Source organism: Erysipelatoclostridium sp. AM42-17 (assembly GCF_003480255.1).
GTDB lineage: Bacteria > Bacillota_I > Bacilli_A > Erysipelotrichales > Coprobacillaceae > Faecalibacillus.
The window spans coordinates 1-339 of record NZ_QUIN01000042.1 but is presented as its reverse complement, the minus strand read 5'-3'; the positions used below and the strand labels follow the sequence as shown (position 1 = coordinate 339).

Here is a 339-nt window from a genome sequence, read left to right as displayed (position 1 = left end):
CTCGATATGCACATTTATATTCTTTATTATTAAATCGTATATTCAAATATTCCGTCTCAAGGAATTTTAGCACTCATTTGATATTTAATCTTGTTATCTCAAATGTTGTATTTGTTAGATATACATAATTTCCTTCATTATCTATCATATAACAGTGCACCTGATATCTTCCTGTTGTCTTATGATTCTTTATACTGACGTTAGATATGTAATCTTCTCCTTCTTTTCCTGCTGTATACCACCTTAAATCATCTTGTCCTCCTTCTTCACTCCATACAGCATATTTGATGTTCTTTCCAATACATTCTATATCTGTATCTTTTAATACAATTTTTACTT

At 28.9% G+C, this 339-nt stretch carries 1 protein-coding gene; it reads right to left on the bottom strand.

Annotation, left to right across the window (positions count from 1 at the left end; translation table 11 throughout):
• Positions 1-73 precede the first annotated feature (73 nt).
• The coding region (locus DW911_RS10775; RefSeq protein ID WP_199669478.1) for a GBS Bsp-like repeat-containing protein at positions 74-339 on the bottom strand (266 nt) is incomplete at its 5' end.